Genomic DNA, 17,240 nt, shown 5'->3' with positions numbered 1-17,240 from the left:
AGAAGTCGTTCTCGTTCTGCCTCCACGAAGAGATCGCTTCGTCCGACCAAAGTCATAATAAAAAGCTTTGCAAAACGTTGCAAAGCTTCTTTATAATTTATCTTGTATTCTATTTTAATAAAAACGTTTAAAGCTATCGAAATGGCTTTTCCAGTAGGAGTTATTTAGATTACTAATTTCTACGCCATCTGCTCCTGCGTGAATGAAATTATTGTTTCCTAAATAAACACCTAGATGTGATATTCCTGGGCGGTAGGTACCTGCGAAGAAGACGAGATCGCCTACTTTTGGATTGTTAATGTGATAGGATCTGTTGTAATACCCATCACTAGATGTGCGGCCCATGCTTTTTCCACCTTTATTGTAGACGTAGTGGATGAAGCCGCTACAATCAAATCCAGAAGGGCTTGACCCGCCCCAAACATAAGGTACGCCTTGAAAGCTTTTGGCAGTGCTAACGACTTTATTGACATTGAAATCTACGTTTGCATTTCCAGTTGAGCCGCTCCCGCTATTTCCACTTGATGATCCGTTGGAGTTGCCAGTATTAGAGCTTGCTTTCTTTCCAATATGAAGCTTTTGGCCGACGAAAATGAGATCTGAGCGCAAGTTGTTCCAGCGTTTTAAATTGGATACTGATACTTTGTATTTTGCTCCGATTTCAGATAGCGTGTCACCGGATTTAACGACATACGTCTTTGAAGATCCACTTGATGAGTTACCTCCAGAGCTTGAATTGCTGTTTGATGATCCTGTATTACTGTTTGTCCCATTTTTGCTCACTACGAAAACATTGCCAGGGTAGATGAGGGTGGAATTCAAATTGTTCCATTTCATTAGGTTTCGTATAGATATATTGTGTTTGAAAGCTATGCCACTCAATGTATCACCGCGTTTTACAGTGTATGTCTTGGCATTGCTGCTAGAACTGCTATTCGAGTTATTGGAATTAGTACTGGAATTATTTGAGTTGGACTGGTTGGAAGAACTTCCATTTTTGGTTGTTTCAATGATTTGATTAGGAAAGATTAAGCTACTAGATAAGTTGTTAATCGATTTTAGTTCTGAAACGCTTGTATTATACTTTTGGGCAATCTTCCACAAAGAATCACCGTTTTTTACTTTATAGGATGCGGCTTCAGCCTCTTCTGCGGTAAAAATGATTGATGCAATTGCTGCTCCTGCTGTTACAGACATTAACATTTTCTTATTATTCATTAAGTATTCCTCCCTATTTATGTTGAAATATTTTTTAACCACTCCTGATGGAGAAAGTTAAAAAAACAATGACCTTTGACGCAGTCTTATTTCTTATAAATACTTGACTTATCGCAAAGTCTTTATAGCGAAAACGCTGCAAGTGCTTTTTAGTGGTCGCTCCCCCAATGCTAGTCGGATAAACTTTTAGCATTTTATACTTTCCTATAGTTCATATTAGGTGGTTAGTCTTTGGTTTTTGATTCAAAAGTACTGTTAATTTTATTTTTCTAGTTATTTTTGCTTGATTCATTCTGAAAAAGAACAATCCCTAAAGTTTTTCCTCTGCCATGATGCTTATTAACCATGAACGTACATAAAATACTTTTCCTCCCAAGAACTCAATACGACAAAAATCGCCTAGTAAAGACATGAAATGATGATATAAAATCTTTCTCTTACAAAACTAAACAAATTACTGTGTCTATATTTCTTTAATAGCACTGCACGTTGTTTCCTTGTTGTATATTTTTAACTAAATTAGTAATTGTTATCTAAATAGCGCTTCTCCAATAATACTAAAGAACCAGTATAAAAGATACATTTTCATATTATATCGGTTCGATTTTCCTATTGTTAAATCATTTTAGGGAAAAAAGTAGAAAAATATAATTAGTTCTTTCGTCTATTAATTGGCAGAGAGAAGAATCATTTAATCGTAAGCGAAACGTTATTACAGAGCGGATGTGAACGGTATTTTAAATTATTTTGATTCTATGACTTATGATTCGTACCTTTGGAAACGAAGCTTGTGGCAAAAGAACTAGATTTGTAACTCTAAAAAATTTTAGACGTAGATGACCTAAAGGACTTGAATAAGATGGGTATTTAGATACTGTTATCTTTTGTTTAAAACGATGTAGTACCTGCGTCTTATGTCCTGAAGCGGCAATTCCCAAGACACTTTCTACTTAGTAATCCATGTTGCATATTGATCCAAGTGCTAGCTTTGAGAACATTTTCCAAATATCGAGGTTTATTTGTAACAGGATTTTAACGCATTTCCGAAAGAAGTCTCCCTCTTCAAGCGTGTGAAGGGCAAAGCCCAACGGTAAGGGGGAGATGAATTTCGGTTGGTCGACAGCCCAAAGGCTTTTTTATTTTGTCTTTTTTCTTAAAATGTTATAATCAGTCTTATAAAATATAAGGATTGATATAACAATGAAATTAGATAGTAACAATCATTCAGTATTCTTAATGTATTACCATCTTGTGTTAGTCGTGAAGTATCGAAGAAAAGTAATAGATGCTACGATTTCGAAATATGCTAAAGATAAATTTGTGTCAATGAGTGAAAAGTATAATATCACATTAGTAGAATGGAACCATGATATTGACCATGTTCATATTTTGTTCAAAGCACAACCTAACAGTGAATTATCGAAATTCATCAACGCCTATAAAAGTGCCAGTTCAAGACTTATCAAAAAGGATTTTCCTCATGTTCGTAAAAAGTTATGGAAAGAAATGTTTTGGTCAAGAAGTTTTTGTTTGTTGACGACTGGTGGCTCACCTATTGAAGTGGTGAAAGAATATATTGAAAATCAAGGGATAAAGTGAGGTGATTTGATGTGACTAAACAAAATAAAGCGTACAAGTTCAGAATTTATCCAACAGATGAACAGGCTTTGATTATACGCAAAACTTTCGGTTGTGTTCGCTTTGTTTATAATAAAATGTTAGCAGAACGAAAAGAGACGTATGAAAGACTAAAAGATGATAAAGAAGAATTGAAAAAAGTAAAACATCCTACTCCTGCTAAATATAAAAAGGATTTTGAATGGCTCAAAGAAGTAGACTCTTTAGCGTTGGCAAACGCACAACTAAACTTAGATAAGGCGTATAAAGCCTTTTTCAAGGGAAATGCTAAATTTCCAAAATTCAAAAGCAAGCGACACAAACAAAGCTACACAACCAATGTTGTTAATGGGAACATTGAATTGTTGGATGATCATATCAAATTACCTAAATTAAAATGGATAAAAATCAAGCAACATAGAGAGATACCTTTGAAACACAAAATCAAATCTTGTACTCTATCTATGACTTCATCAGGAAAATACTATATTTCTATTCTAACTGAGTACGAGATAGACATTAAAAGCAAGGAAATCGAAAAAGTAGTTGGATTAGATTTTGCGATGGATGGATTATTTGTCGACAGTGAGGGTGAGAAAGCCAATTACCCTAAGTTTTATCGACAAATGCTTGAGAAATTAGCAAAAGAACAACGTAAACTTTCTCGTAAAAAGAAAGGTTCTTCAAATTGGAATAAACAACGCATTCAGGTAGCTAAAATTCAAGAAAAAGTTGCCAATCAACGCAAGAATTTTCTTCACCATAAATCAAAGAAATTAGCGACTAGTTATGATGCCGTTGTGATTGAGGATTTGGACATGAAAGGGATGTCACAAGCACTTAAATTCGGTAAAAGCGTAGCTGATAATGGATGGGGAATATTCACTGCTTTCTTGCAGTACAAACTAAAAGAACAAGGGAAACAACTTATCAAAATTGACAAATGGTTTCCCTCTACAAAAACTTGTTCTAAATGTGGTTCAGTAAAAGAAATCGAATTATCAGAACGCACTTATCAATGTGATTGCGGACTAAAGCTTGATAGAGATTACAATTCAGCACTCAATATCAAGAAAGAAGGTATTCGCTTATTGGCAAGCGCCTAATAAAATATAAACTCTTGGAACAAGAGGGTTAGCTTGGTCAATTTCGTCAGCTACCAAAAGTGGCGATTACCCAAGAAGCCCCCACTTCAAGCAACCCGAAGGGTGGTAAGTGGTGGGAGTAGTTCACTCTAATCGGTTCATTGTTTGCATAAAACGTTTTGACAACTTATCTTTTCGTCCATTCATAAATTTACCAACTACTCTATGTCGTTTTATGTTATAATTCATAACTAGGTTTATTCATAAAACAATGTACAGAAGAATAAAAATGGAGGTAACTTTATGGAAGAGACGATTTCCTTAAAGGAGATATTTGCTGTCTTAAAAAAGCGAATGTTGCTTATTTTAGCTTGTATATTTGGGGCTGCGGTGATTGCTGCTGTCGTTAGCTATTTGGTGTTGACACCAACATACGAAGCAAATTCTTCCTTTATCGTTAACCAAAGCCAGCAAGATGCGGAAACGCCATATAATGTTAATGACATACGAACAAATGTGGAACTCATTAATACATATAATGTCATTATTAAAAGTCCACGCATTTTGAGTCAGGTAGTAGACGAACTTGGCTTGGACATGACAAGTGAGCAGTTAGCTCAAAAAATTCAAGTATCTAGTGAAGAACAGTCACAGGTTGTGACGGTAACTGCTACGGATGAAAGTCCTGAACGTGCAGTTGAAATGGCAAATACAACGGTGACAACATTTCAAAATGAAATCCCAGAACTCATGAATGTCGACAATGTGAATATTTTGTCGGAGGCAGAACTTGGAACAAATCCGTCTCCTGTTTCACCAAACCCAATGTTAAATACAGCGATTGCGATTGTGCTCGGTGCAATGATTGGTGTTGGAATTGCATTCTTATTAGAATATTTGGATAATACGATTACAACCGAAGACGACATTGAGCAGCACCTTGATATCCCTATCCTAGGTACGATTTCAACAGTCCAAGAAAAAGACATTAGCGAGCAACAATTCCGCCCACAACCAAGAAATCTGGAGAGGGGGAACCAACATGTTACGCGGAAAAAATCCGTCTAGACCTGGAACAAAGATGCGTCATTTAATTGCCAAATTAAATCCAAAATCACCTATTTCTGAACAATATCGTACGATTCGTACGAATATAGACTTTGCTTCTGTGGATGATGAAATTCGTTCCTTGCTCGTAACGTCATCAGGCCCTGCAGAAGGGAAATCTATGACGATTGCTAATTTAGCTGTTGTGTACGCTCAACAAGGAAAAAAAGTGCTGTTAGTTGACGCTGACTTACGTAAACCGACAGTACATTATACGTTTCGCATCGATAATTTACGGGGGCTTAGTAATCTATTAGTTGGAGAAAATTCTTTGGAGCAGGTGGTTCAGCAAACGGATGTGGATAATTTGGATGTGATGTCTTGTGGTCCTATACCACCAAACCCATCTGAATTATTAGCTTCAAAGAAAATGGAAAACTTGTTAGAAGAATTAAAGAAAAATTATGATATGGTCATTTTCGACATGCCTCCAGTTTTAGCTGTGACCGATGCGCAAATTATGGCGAACATTGTAGATGGTTCCATTCTTGTCGTTCGCAGCAAACATACTGAAATTGAAGGCGCGCAAAAAGCGATTGAAGCATTAAAGCCTGCTAAAGCAAAACTTTTAGGTGCTGTGCTTAATGACCGTGAAAAGAAACAGTCCAATTATTATTACTATTACGGATCAAAATAAAGCAAAACTCCTTATTCTATTGGATAAGGAGTTTTATTGAAGTTCTTGTTTACATGTAGTTGTGAAAAAAGAGGACGCCAAAATGAAGCGCTGTTTTCAATGATTGGAAATCACCATGGCTCGCATTTCGGATCATTATCTATTACAAAAGCGCTTGCAGGTGACTTTTTCATATAAAGTATGAAAAGAGGTTTGAGTGGAAAAGGAAATAACGAATAGCCACGTCTGGCTCCATTTCCTAGTAACTAGGCGACTTCACTCCGTTTTTCTACGATAAGTCATCATCGGTTCATCGCTAAGAGGACGGCCTACTAAAGACGGGCTTGCCACCCTATGTTGGCATACCCCTTGTTTTAGTGGCGTGATTCCTTTATCTCGGTTGCTTCGTTCCATTCGCTATGTTGTTAAACGGACGCTTGCCCTTTGTTCCACTATAATTTAGTATAGAATATTCCATGGTTAATAGGAAAAGCAAAACGATTGGCGTTCTATCTCTAAGTCTTTCTAAAAGCAGAAAATATAAAGTTGGATAAAATTTGTTATAAATGAAGTCTTGGAAAACGGTGTTTCGTTATGCTACGAACTTAGCAAAATATTTTTAGTGTGTATGAACCCATGAAGCTTTCTTATTCTTGTCAGTAATAAAGAATTGGACAAACTAGTGTTGCACTATTCAAATTTGTAAAAAGATTTTTAAGTTTAAACTCTCTAAAGTGCAATTCATACATTTATTTGTTATAATCTACCTAATTATCCAATTAAAAAATGTTTGTTTCATAGGATGTGAATACAAGTGATCGATATTCATAGTCATATATTACCAGGTGTAGATGATGGAGCGAAAACAGAACAATATAGTTTGGAAATGGCTAAGGTAGCTATAGACCAAGGAATTCACACTATTATCGCTACACCACATCATCAAAATGGTGCTTTTAATAATTTTCGTTGGGAAATTGAAAACCATGTAGAAATATTAAATGATTTCTTCAAAAGAGAAGGTATGCCACTAACGGTATTGCCTGGTCAGGAAACGCGTATTTATGGGGAAATGGTCGATGGCATTAGACAAAACGAATTGCTTCCGTTAAATTACGGTAAATATCTATTTGTGGAGTTCCCTTCTGACGCTGTACCACGATACACCACACAACTTATATTTGATATTCAAGTAGAAGGTTATACACCAATAATTGTGCACCCGGAAAGAAATCGAGCTCTGCTCGAACATCCGAATCTATTATATGATTTGGTGTCCAAAGGTGCACTTTCCCAAGTCACATCTGGTAGTGTAGTAGGTAAATTTGGAAAAGATATTCAGAAGTTTACTGCGCAAATCATCGAAGCAAATTTAACGCATTTTATTGCATCTGATGCGCATAATACGACTTCACGTTCTTTCTACCTACGAGAAGCCTTTGAAAATGTGAAGAAAAACTTTGGTTCAGACTATTATTATATGTTCTTAGAAAATAGTAATCTACTTGTCGATAACAATCATGTAAATCGCTTAGAACCATTGCGAGTAAAGAAGAAAAAGAAATTTCTCGGGCTATTTTAAAAGGATTGGTAACTAGTTTGACGGTTTGTACTTGATCGTACAATGAAGCGATGGCGGAATTCCGCCGTACGCGACATTCACGAGATAGTGGCAAGTTTCCACTGAACGTGAGCAGTTTACGTGGGGGAGAGCGAAAAATCAGCGTTCGTGAGCGAATTTTATGAGATGGCGAGCGAAAATCCAAAGTACGTGAGCCAATATCATGAATTAGCGAGCGAAATTCCAATGAAAGAGTTGCAAGTTTCACGAAAGACGGTCGACTTTCCGTGAAACTTGAGCGATTTCTTTGAGATGGCTCAGCTTTCTGAATGCGTAAATTGCACAAAGGGATTGTACCGTAGCTATTAGGGTTAGAGCTGATTCTTCTAAATCTCTCCTAACCTACTGTTTTCTGCGTTATACTTATTATCGGATTTATTAACAAGAGTTTAACAGTTTTTCATCTTTTTAAAATAATATGTACGACTTAAGCGCCTTGAATTACCTAAACGCTTCTTATAAGTCACCACCTAAAAGTGAGGGGGGATGTTCATTGATGCGAATCATGCTAGTCGATGACGAGCAGCTTTTTATGGATGGTGTGCAAGCATTGTTGATCCAAGAAGAGGATATGCAAGTCGTTACAACAGCTACAAATGAAAAGTCAGCTATTCTTCAATTCAAAGCGTATCAACCAGATCTCGTGCTCATTGATATCCATATGCCACATACAGATGCGATTAAGCTTATTTTACATATCAAAGAGTCTCGTGCTACTGTGAAAATTCTTGTCCTTACTTCATTTACAGATGAAGACCTTATTGTGGCAGCTATTTATGCTGGTGCAGACGGGTTTATATTAAAAAAACTAAACGGGGAGCACCTAATTGCCTGTATGCGTTCTGTTATGCAAGATGAGGTTGTCTTTTCTGGAGAAGCTGCGCGAATTTTGGCGAAACGTATACTAGAACGCAAGCTTGATAAACGAGAGTTACTTGATGAAGCGTTAAAAAATAGAGGGATTTATTTGTCGAATCGAGAACTTGATATTGCGTATTTATTAGCAAAAGGTGTTTCTAATAAGGATATTGCCAATCGATTATATTTAAGTGAGGGCACAGTGAAGAATTATATCAGCAGTATATATCAAACATTCCAAACGAATAATCGCAAGCAACTCATCGCGTATTTTCAGGAGTTGTTAGAAAAAAAGCCTGTTTCTTAAAAATGTTGTAAGTAAAGTCATGCGTTGGATAGAACGCTTTCATTATGAGGTTATTATTACTATGCTCACCCTTTTCACAGGAGGATGTATGATTATGACTTTTAATTGTAAAAGTCACTAAAAATGTGACTGGGTCTATAGTATTATAGTATTGTAATTAAAGTACCTGGCTATGCGAAAAAACACTGGAAATATTTACATAAACGTATTAAAATAGAGTCACTGTTTTGTTTTGAGGTTTTTCAAAAGCTTCAACCAAATGTGTGCTTCTTCATAAGTAATAGGGAGTGTTACTGTATCTGTTAGATAAAAAAGCTACATACAATAAAAAACAGCATGTCGAACAGTGCTGTTTTTTATGCATATAATTGTTTTGTAATTCGTTTTGTTTCAGAATCAATTTCAAAATGGTTGGCGTGACACGAGATTCCTTTTGCGTTTTGTTTTTTGCAATTAGCAGGTACTGGAGCAGGCACTTCCGTTAGGGAGCTTCCATAATTACGACTTTTTTAAATAAATGACATGTTTTTTCATGTTCATTAAAGTTCAAGAATATCTCCTGCTCATCCTTATTTTATAAGCAAGGGCATTTATCCAGATAATTTATTTTACAGCAATAGAGATAGACAGGAAGGAGTATGAATATGGGGTACAAATCAAGACTGGGTCTGTTGATGGTGCTAGACTCAATCATTGTCACGACTGCTATTTTTATTGCATCGTGGGTCGTATACCCTTATACCGATGTTGTCAGCATGGACGCAATCATTATTAGCGCAGTTGCACTTTTAATTTTTCATCATGTATTTGCGTACATTTTTAAGCTATACAACAAAGTATGGGCTTACGCCAGTGTTGGCGAGTTAATCGCTATTGTACAAGCAGTAACTTTTTCTGTTCTTGGTGCAACGATTGTACAATATCTTGCGAATGACTTTAGTATTTACAGACGTGCATTGCTCGTCACATGGATGTTACATATTATCTTTATTGGTGGTTCTAGATTTGTTTGGCGCGTCGTACGCGACAGATATATAAAAGATAACCACGAACATAAACGGACACTTATTGTCGGTGCTGGAGCAGCAGGTGCAATGATTGCACGGCAATTGCGTGATCAGAGTAAGGAAACCGAGCTTCAACCAGTTGCTTTTGTTGATGATGATTTAACGAAACAGCGAATGCAATTATATAATATACCAGTTCAAGGGAAAGTACGAGATATCCCGGAAGTGGTTGGCGATATGCATATCGAACACATCGTCATTGCCATTCCGTCGCTTCGTAATGGGCAATTGAAGAAAATTGTAGATTTTTGTAATCAGACGAATGCGAAAGTGCAAATGATCCCGAAAATTGAAGATTTAATGACTGGTAAAGTAACCGTAAGTAGCTTAAAAAATGTCGAAGTGGAAGATTTACTTGGTCGCGAACCAGTACAACTCGACATTCGTGCGATTTCCAAATACGTTAGTGAACAAACGGTCATGGTCACCGGTGCGGGCGGGTCGATTGGTTCCGAAATATGTCGACAAGTGATGAAATTTTCCCCGAGTAAAATAATCTTAGTAGGACATGGCGAATTCAGCATTTATACGATTGATATGGAATTACGGGGGAAATATCGTGACGCAGGCATTGAAATCGTACCTGTTATCGGTGATGTACAAGACCGTGATCGGATGTTTGAAATTATGGAAACGTACAAACCGCGCATTGTGTATCATGCAGCTGCGCACAAGCACGTGCCTTTAATGGAACAAAACCCGCATGAAGCGGTAAAGAATAATATTATCGGTACTAAAAATGTCGCTGAAGCTGCAGATACATTCGGTATACATACATTCGTATTAGTTTCCACGGATAAGGCGGTCAATCCAACAAATGTGATGGGCGCAACGAAACGTATTGCGGAAATGGTCATTCAAGACTTAGCAGTTCGGAGTAAAACTAAATTTACTGCAGTCCGCTTTGGTAACGTACTAGGAAGTCGTGGTAGTGTCATTCCATTATTTAAGAAGCAAATTGCTAATGGTGGTCCGGTTACGGTGACGGACCCAGAAATGACGCGTTACTTTATGACGATTCCAGAAGCCTCTCGACTCGTCATTCAAGCAGGTACACTAGCGAAAGGTGGCGAAATATTCGTTCTCGATATGGGCGAACCAGTAAAAATCATCGACCTTGCAAAAAATTTGATCAAGCTATCCGGCTATACAGAAGCAGAAATTCCCATTCAATATTCTGGCATTCGCCCAGGGGAAAAAATGTACGAAGAACTGCTCGGCGAAGATGAAGTACATTCTGAAGCAGTCTATGAAAAGATTTATGTTGGCAAAACGTCCGCCGTCGAGCAAGACGTCATTCACGGCATTATTCACACTTTTGAAGACTATACACACAAAGATTTGAAAGATGCACTTATGCAGATTGTTTATATGGAACATAGTTATGTAACTGTAAAAGGTTCATAAACGAAAAAGGGGGATTCATTCATGCGTACGATTAAAAAGGCGATCATTCCAGCAGCGGGATTAGGGACAAGATTCCTACCAGCAACAAAAGCGATGCCGAAAGAAATGCTTCCAATTGTAGACAAACCAACCATTCAATATATTATTGAAGAAGCCGTACAATCAGGAATTGAAGATATTATTATCGTAACGGGAAAAGGCAAACGTGCGATAGAGGATCATTTTGATAACAATTTTGAACTAGAAGATTCCTTGATGAAAAAGGAAAAGTTTGATTTACTAGAAAAGGTAAAACGTCCTTCCAAAGTGGATATTCATTATATCCGCCAAAAAGAACCAAAAGGATTAGGGCATGCGGTTTGGTGTGCACGTAAATTTATCGGCAACGAGCCATTCGCTGTATTACTAGGTGATGATATCGTACAAGCTGATACACCTGGACTACGCCAATTAATGGATCAATTTGAAGAAACTCAATCATCTGTCGTTGGCGTACAACAAGTGCCAGATAGCGAAACGCATCGCTATGGTATTGTCGATCCGAATACGATTGAAGGTCGTCGTTATCAAGTCGATCACTTTGTGGAAAAACCGAAACAAGGTACTGCCCCATCTAACTTGGCGATTATGGGACGTTACGTATTAACGCCAGAAATCTTTACCTACTTAGATAAACAGGAAATCGGTGCCGGTGGTGAAATTCAATTAACTGACGCTATTCAAAAACTAAACGAAGAACAAAACGTCTATGCGTATGATTTTGAAGGGAAACGCTATGATGTTGGTGAAAAGCTCGGCTTTGTGAAAACAACGATTGATTTAGCATTAGAAAACGAAGAAATGCGTGACGACTTATTGAAGTATTTAGTGGAGAAAGTGCAGGAAGAAAAAGCGTCAGTTTAAATAGAAGGGTAGTCTTTAACATGAATGAGCGGATATTTCTAGCATCACCTCATATGAGTGAAGAAGGTTATGAATTACAATATGTCCATGAAGCATTTGACACGAATTGGATAGCTCCACTAGGTGAGAATGTGAACCAATTTGAAAACGAATTGGCAGATAAAGTTGGAATAAAATCAGCAGCAGCACTATCTTCTGGGACTGCTGCTATTCACTTGGCTTTAAAAGCAGCAGGTGTCGGTGAAGGGGATATTGTATTTTGCCCGTCACTTACGTTTTCTGCCTCAGCTAATCCAATTATCTATCAATCTGCTATACCTGTTTTTATAGATAGCGATGAAAAGACGTGGAATATGGACCCAGAAGCGCTGGAAGAAGCATTTGAAAAATATCCTAATGCAAAAGCGGTCATTGTCGTTCATCTATATGGCCTTTCAGCAGATATGGATAGAATAATAGATATATGCAAGAAGCATGATGTAGCTTTAATAGAAGATGCAGCAGAATCATTAGGTACATACTATAATGGCAAGCAAACCGGTACATTTGGAGACTACGGAATTTTTTCCTTTAATGGTAATAAAATTATTACTACTTCAGGTGGCGGTATGCTTATTTCTAATAATGAAGAAAAAATTGCAAAAGCACGTTTTTGGGCTACCCAAGCAAGAGATAAAGCACGGCACTATCAACATAGTGAATTGGGCTTTAATTATCGCATGAGTAATGTAGTAGCAGGCATTGGTCGAGGACAGTTAAAAGTGTTAGATGATCGTGTTGCGAAGAAAAATTATATCTTTGATTATTATAAGAAAGAGCTAGAAAATCTAGAAGGCATTGAATTCATGCCAACGAACTCTTTTGATGCGCCAAATCGTTGGTTAAGTTGCATTACTTTGAATGGTAAAGTAAGACCAATCGATATTATGGAAGCTCTGGAAAAAGAAAATATCGAGTCTAGACCAATTTGGAAACCAATGCATATGCAACCGTACTTTGAAGGTTATGATTTCATTGGAAGCAATGTTGCAGAAACATTGTTTGCAAATGGTGTATGTCTACCATCGGATACGAAAATGAAAGATACGGATTTGGAAAGAGTAGTGAAGATAATTAAAGGGTTGTGGTTGTAAGATGGAAAAACAAAAGGGTGGTATTTATAGAAGGTTTTTAAAAAGACCTATGGATTTCATACTATCTCTAATTGCTATTATAATACTAAGCCCGTTACTCGTAGTGATTGCTATTTTAGTTAAAACAAAATTAGGTAGTCCAATCTTGTTTAAGCAAAGAAGACCAGGTAAGAATGAAAAAATTTTTACTATGTATAAATTTAGAACTATGACTGATGAAAAAGATGTGAATGGAAACCTTCTTCCGGATAGTGAAAGACTAACTAAATTTGGTAAGTTTTTAAGGTCTACATCTTTAGATGAATTACCAGAACTTTTTAATATCTTAAAGGGTGATATGTCTTTTATTGGTCCAAGACCCTTATTAGTGGAATATTTGGAGCTTTATAATGATAACCAAAAAAGGCGCCATGAGGTTAGGCCTGGCTTGTCCGGTTTGGCTCAAGTTAAAGGTAGAAATTCATTATCATGGGAAGAAAAATTTAACCTTGATATACAATATGTGAAAAAAAATTCCTTTGGAGAAGACTTAAAAATAGTTCTATTGACAATAAGAAGTGTTTTTAAACGTGAAGGAATCAATTTTGATAATAAAGTAAAAGATAACAAATTTAAGGGAACAAAAAAACCATCATAAAAGGATTGAAAAATGAAAAATATTGTAGTAATTGGAAGTGGCGGATTTAGTAAACAAGTTATAGAAATGATAGAGGGCTTAAAAGAGGAATACAATTTGCTAGGTATTATTGATGATGAAAAAAGGTTAATTGGTAAAGAAATTTTAGGATATAAGATAATTGGTGATACCAATTATCTAAGACAGTATGCAAGAAACGAAAAGATTTACGGTGTAATTGCCATAGCCGATCCAAAGATCAAAGAGAAAATTAGTAATAGCTTAGATGATGTTATTTGGACTAATTTGATTCATCCCAGCGCAATAATTAGCAAACATATCAAAATGGGTAAGGGAAACATTGTATGTGCTAATGTTGTTATTAACCCAGAGAGTGTTTTAGGTGATCATTGTCATATTAATATAAGTACTACCCTAGGGCACGATGTAACAATGCTTGACTATGTAACCATTATGCCAGGTGCTCGTATCTCTGGAAATGTTTTAGTTAAGTCTAATTCTATGATAGGAACGGGAGTTAGCGTTTTGCAAAATTTAATAATAGAAGAAAAAGTAATATTGGGTGCTGGAAGTGTAGTTATTAAAAACACAGAAAAAAATTCTACATATATTGGTGTACCAGCTAAAAAAAATAAATGATATGTGTATACATAGTATACTTTGATAGCACTAAAGAAAAGGGCTAGATTTCCAACTGAAAATAAAATGGCGTAAGAGTTAGAATGCAGAGGGTTTTGTCGTTTTATATCCAAACTACGGAATAAAGATTAGACAAACACTATAACACAGGAGTTGTTTCAATAACTGTAGTGAAAATAGTTTTTGTGATTTATAAAGATTAGTTAGTAAAACGTTTATATAAACTCCGTTATGATTTTACGTATTCTTTGATGCTAGTATAGTTTCATGGACACATCTTAGTTAAGTTATTAGAATCAATTTAGGAGGATGTGTCCAAATGAAAAACAATGTTAAACGTTATAATGATGATTTTCGCAAAATGGTTGTAGAACTATATCATTCAGGTCAATCTGTTAGTAATTTAAGTAGCGAGTATGGCGTATCTGAAGTAACTATTTATGCATGGATTAAGAAATTTTCTCAAATTGAACTTGAGGACGGGTCATCTGTAACTTCAGATGACTATGCTCAACTTCAAAAACAGCTCTTCGTTTACAGGAGGAAAACGAGATATTAAAAAAGGCTATGGCCATATTCGCAAAAAAGTAGCAGATATCGAACTAATTGACCTTATTGATCGCGAGAAAACGAGTTACTCTGTTCAAACCATGTGTCGTGTACTTCTTATGCCCAGAAGTGCGTATTATCAGTCATTTCATCACACAATATCTAATCGTGAACAAGAAAATAACGAAATCACAAAAAGAATTGTTGAAATCCATGAAGAAAGTGGTAAGCGTTATGGTGCGCCGAAAATCCATCATCTTTTAGAAGAAGAAGGCTATAATGTAAGTCTTAAGCGGGTTCAGCGTTTAATGCAACAAGCAGATGTTAAATCAATTACAGTGAAGAAATATCGTCCAACCCCTAGTAAAGAAAAGGTTGTAGAGCGTGAAAACATCTTAAAAAGAGACTTTTCCACAAAAACAATGAATGAGAAGTGGGTCGGTGATATTACGTATATCAATACACTAAGGCATGGCTGGTGTTACCTTGCTTTCCATCATGGATTTACACACAAAAAAGATCGTTGGTTACTCCTTTTCACGAACGATGACAACGGAATTAATTGAACAAGCATCAGAGAACGCTTATTACACACAAAAGCCTGAAAAAGGCTTGATATTCCATTCCGATCTAGGGGCACAGTACACAAGTGAGAAATTTGCAAAAACAATTAAAAAATTTTAGATGACACACTCCTTTAGTTACAAGGATAGCCCTTATGATAATGCTTGTATAGAATTATTTCACGCCATATTAAAGAAAGAAGAAGTAAATCATGTACAATACTTGGACTTCAAATCAGCAAAACGAGCGTTATTTCATACATCGAAGGCTGGTATAATCGCAAAAGAATTCAAGGTAGTATTGGTTATAAAACACCACAAGCAATGGAAGAGTTCTCCACTTTCGTTGCATGATTTCATAATTTACTCACTGCACGGTTTTACAAGGAGATGAGGGCATGATAGCCTTTTTGGCAAGCCAGCAACGAATTTCAATAAGCTGGCTTCCTGACTTAGAAATCATGCCCGCAGAGGCTCTTTGTCAAACCTCAACAGCTTTAAATAAATATAATTCAAAGTACGGGGACTAAAACTTAACTTTTTTGTGTCCAAAATATTGACGTAGATCCAATTCCACCAAACAAGTCTAAGATAATTGATATGGATTATATAATAATAAAATTTTTAAAGTTGCTGAAATCAGATACATTCAGGGTTTTTTATCTCAAACGTTTACGGAGGTTGTTATGCAAGATATATTGATAGTTGCTCATTTCACACAAGTTCCTGGGGAAACAGGGAACGGAAGGTTTAAATACATCGCTGAAAGAATTAATAAAGAAAAATCAAATGTAGAGGTTGTGACAACAAGCTTTTCGCATCAAACAAAAGCACAAAGAATACTGACTAATCAATCTTTTAATAGTATTGATTACAAATTAACTATGCTCTACGAACCGGGATATAAAAAGAACGTGTCATTAAGTCGTTTTTATAGTCATTACTTATTTAGTAGAAGTTTAAAAAAATACTTGAGGAAAAGGGACAAGCCAGATAAAATCTATTGTGCAGTTCCTTCATTAGACGTAGGAAAAGTTGTAGCAAAACATGCAAAAAAATATAATATTGAGCTGATTATAGATGTTCAAGACTTATGGCCAGAAGCTTTTAAAATGATATTTAATTTCCCTTTTCTAAGTGATATTTTATTTTATCCTATGAGAAAAAAAGCTGATTATATTTACAAAGTAGCTGATTTAGTTATTACGGTATCAGAGACGTATTTGCACAGAGTTGCTACACAAAACAATAATTGCTATAGTGTCTATTTAGGAACTGAGTTAGAATACTATGATATTATAGAAGACTTGGAAAAGCCAAGTAATGAATTATGGATTGCTTATGTTGGTACATTAGGACATAGTTATGATATCCCTACAGTAGTTGATGCTATCTATATCTTACAAAATGAATATAATATTAATAATCTTAAACTAATTGTTATGGGAGACGGCCCCTTGAAGTTACAGTATGAAGAATATGCAAGACATAAAAATATAAGTGTAGAATTTACAGGTCGTTTAAAATATAAAAAAATGGTTGGTTTATTAAAAGCATGTGATTTAGCAGTCAATCCTATAAAATCTGGTTCGGCGGGAAGCATAATAAATAAAGTCGGAGATTATGCAGCAGCAGGGTTACCAGTTATAAATACGCAAGATAATTTAGAGTATATGTCTTTAGTTCAATCGTATAATATCGGTTTTAATTGTAAAAACTCTGACATTAATGATATAGCTAATAAAATATTAACATTGATGTGCAACCAAACTATGCGGAAAAAGATGGGAGAAAATAACAGAAGTTTAGCTGAAGATAAATTTAATAGAAAAAAAACTTATACAAAGATATTAGATGACTTGGAAAGTAATTTTACATTGTGATTTTTATTATTTTATAAATAGGAAGTGTTA

General features: G+C 35.8%; 14 protein-coding genes and 1 pseudogene. 14 read left to right on the top strand and 1 reads right to left on the bottom strand.

Translation table 11 applies throughout. The annotated features are described in order from the left end of the window. Nucleotides 1–114: 114 nt before the first annotated feature. On the bottom strand, nt 115–1,218 hold the full coding sequence (locus B2C77_RS16745; RefSeq protein WP_077706076.1) for a C40 family peptidase: 1,104 nt from the start codon (nt 1,216–1,218) through the stop codon (nt 115–117). A gap of 1,200 nt (nt 1,219–2,418) precedes the next feature. Here B2C77_RS16745 and tnpA point away from each other — a divergent pair. The 14 genes and pseudogenes from tnpA (at nt 2,419) to B2C77_RS16680 (ending at nt 17,210) form a co-directional block, all read left to right on the top strand. Further along, the gene (gene tnpA, locus B2C77_RS16740) at nt 2,419–2,817 is read left to right on the top strand and encodes an IS200/IS605 family transposase (protein ID WP_077706075.1); all 399 of its coding nucleotides are present in this window, start codon (nt 2,419–2,421) and stop codon (nt 2,815–2,817) included. A gap of 11 nt (nt 2,818–2,828) precedes the next feature. Next, the gene (locus B2C77_RS16735) at nt 2,829–3,941 is read left to right on the top strand and encodes an RNA-guided endonuclease TnpB family protein (protein ID WP_077706074.1); all 1,113 of its coding nucleotides are present in this window, start codon (nt 2,829–2,831) and stop codon (nt 3,939–3,941) included. A 282-nt stretch (nt 3,942–4,223) separates the two neighbouring features. Further along, nucleotides 4,224–4,988 (top strand): YveK family protein, encoded by a 765-nt coding sequence (locus B2C77_RS16730; RefSeq protein WP_077706073.1) that lies wholly within the window; start codon nt 4,224–4,226, stop codon nt 4,986–4,988. Further along, nucleotides 4,963–5,664 carry a CpsD/CapB family tyrosine-protein kinase gene (locus tag B2C77_RS16725; protein ID WP_077706072.1) on the top strand — a complete coding sequence of 234 codons (702 nt, stop codon included), beginning with the start codon at nt 4,963–4,965 and terminating at the stop codon, nt 5,662–5,664. The genes B2C77_RS16730 and B2C77_RS16725 overlap by 26 nt, the downstream gene beginning before the upstream one ends. A 793-nt stretch (nt 5,665–6,457) precedes the next feature. After that, nucleotides 6,458–7,225 carry a tyrosine-protein phosphatase gene (locus tag B2C77_RS16720; RefSeq protein ID WP_077706071.1) on the top strand — a complete coding sequence of 256 codons (768 nt, stop codon included), beginning with the start codon at nt 6,458–6,460 and terminating at the stop codon, nt 7,223–7,225. Between the two features lie 147 nt (nt 7,226–7,372). Next, on the top strand, nt 7,373–7,495 hold the full coding sequence (locus B2C77_RS22395) for a hypothetical protein (protein ID WP_303046187.1): 123 nt from the start codon (nt 7,373–7,375) through the stop codon (nt 7,493–7,495). Between the two features lie 265 nt (nt 7,496–7,760). Continuing rightward, complete coding sequence (locus B2C77_RS16715; protein ID WP_254844051.1) at nt 7,761–8,429, top strand: response regulator transcription factor; 669 nt, start codon at nt 7,761–7,763, stop codon at nt 8,427–8,429. A gap of 644 nt (nt 8,430–9,073) precedes the next feature. Then, the gene (locus B2C77_RS16710; RefSeq protein ID WP_077706069.1) at nt 9,074–10,903 is read left to right on the top strand and encodes a polysaccharide biosynthesis protein; all 1,830 of its coding nucleotides are present in this window, start codon (nt 9,074–9,076) and stop codon (nt 10,901–10,903) included. 21 nt (nt 10,904–10,924) lie between these two features. After that, nucleotides 10,925–11,806 carry a UTP--glucose-1-phosphate uridylyltransferase GalU gene (gene galU / locus B2C77_RS16705; RefSeq protein WP_077706068.1) on the top strand — a complete coding sequence of 294 codons (882 nt, stop codon included), beginning with the start codon at nt 10,925–10,927 and terminating at the stop codon, nt 11,804–11,806. A gap of 20 nt (nt 11,807–11,826) precedes the next feature. Further along, the gene (locus B2C77_RS16700) at nt 11,827–12,939 is read left to right on the top strand and encodes a DegT/DnrJ/EryC1/StrS family aminotransferase (RefSeq protein ID WP_077706067.1); all 1,113 of its coding nucleotides are present in this window, start codon (nt 11,827–11,829) and stop codon (nt 12,937–12,939) included. Nucleotide 12,940: 1 nt separating this feature from the next. Continuing rightward, nucleotides 12,941–13,576, top strand: coding sequence for a sugar transferase (locus B2C77_RS16695; protein WP_077706066.1), 636 nt, complete (start codon nt 12,941–12,943; stop codon nt 13,574–13,576). 12 nt (nt 13,577–13,588) lie between these two features. After that, nucleotides 13,589–14,215: an acetyltransferase gene (locus B2C77_RS16690; protein ID WP_077706065.1), complete on the top strand. Its 627-nt coding sequence runs from the start codon at nt 13,589–13,591 to the stop codon at nt 14,213–14,215. Nucleotides 14,216–14,534: 319 nt separating this feature from the next. Next, nucleotides 14,535–15,681, top strand: a pseudogene (locus B2C77_RS16685) (IS3 family transposase). Between the two features lie 332 nt (nt 15,682–16,013). Next, complete coding sequence (locus B2C77_RS16680; protein ID WP_077706064.1) at nt 16,014–17,210, top strand: glycosyltransferase family 4 protein; 1,197 nt, start codon at nt 16,014–16,016, stop codon at nt 17,208–17,210. Nucleotides 17,211–17,240: the final 30 nt, after the last annotated feature.

This window comes from Virgibacillus dokdonensis (assembly GCF_900166595.1).
GTDB classification, from domain to species: domain Bacteria; phylum Bacillota; class Bacilli; order Bacillales; family Amphibacillaceae; genus Virgibacillus; species Virgibacillus dokdonensis.
This window is presented reverse-complemented; position numbering and strand designations above follow the sequence as displayed.